The 908-nt window shown below is 68.6% G+C and carries 2 protein-coding genes; both read left to right on the forward strand.

Features of this window, described 5'->3' with window-relative positions:
* The coding region (locus A6M56_RS13185; protein ID WP_286758156.1) for a beta-propeller fold lactonase family protein at positions 1-706 on the forward strand (706 nt) is incomplete at its 5' end.
* The coding region (locus tag A6M56_RS13190) for a cytochrome b (RefSeq protein WP_286758157.1) at positions 703-908 on the forward strand (206 nt) is incomplete at its 3' end. The genes A6M56_RS13185 and A6M56_RS13190, both read left to right, overlap by 4 nt.

The following is a 908-nucleotide window of genomic DNA, read 5'->3' on the forward strand; positions in this document are numbered from 1 at the left end:
CGAGGCGGCAAGCGGCCGTTTGCTGCGGCGAATCGCGGTGGGTGACTCGCCCGAGGGCGTGAGCCTGTCGCCGGATGGCCGTTGGCTGGCGGTGGCTGTTGAGGACGACAACAGTGTCGTGCTGCTGAGCGCGCCCGAGGGGGAGGTGGTGGCGCGTATCAAGGTGGCCGGCAAGAATCCCGAACATGCCGTGTTCAGCCCGGATGGCCGCTGGCTGCTGGTTAGCGCCGAAGAGGCGGAACAGGTGGATGTCATCGACGTGGCCGCCCGCCGCCAGGTGGCCAGCCTGCCGGTCGGCAAGCGGCCGCGCGGCATTGGCTTCCTGCCCGATGGCAGCCGGGCCTATGTGGCGAGCGAGGTGGCCGGCAAGGTCTACGTCATCGACGTGGCCGGGCATCGGGTGGTCGCCGAAATCGCCGCCGGCCAGTTCCCGAATGGTATCGCGGTGCAGCCGGATGGCCGGCGGGTCTTTGTCTCGAACGGACGCGATCCGTCGGTGATGGCGATTGACGTGGCCAGCCAGCGGGTGATCGCCACCATCGAGGTTGGCAAGCGCCCGTGGAACATGGCCGTCACGCCGGACGGCCGCAAGTTGTACGTTGCTAACGGCCGCTCCGGTACGGTTTCGGTCATCGACACGGCCAGCCTGCGCAAGACCGGCGACATTCCGGTCGGCGTATTGCCCTGGGGGGTGGCCATCCCATGATCCCGTCACGCTACACGCTGCCTGCCATCCTGCTGCACTGGGCGCAGGCGGTCATCGTGGTCTGGCTGTTCTGGCTGGGCTGGACCATGGTTGATCTGCCCAAGGGGGCCGAGCGCAGCGCCGCTTATGGCCTGCACAAATCGCTTGGCCTGCTCATGCTGCTGGCGGCGGTCGTGCGGCTCGCCTGGCGGGCCGGGCACCC

This window comes from Ralstonia sp. RL (assembly GCF_001683835.1).
GTDB classification, from domain to species: Bacteria; Pseudomonadota; Gammaproteobacteria; order Burkholderiales; family Burkholderiaceae; genus Ralstonia; species Ralstonia mannitolilytica.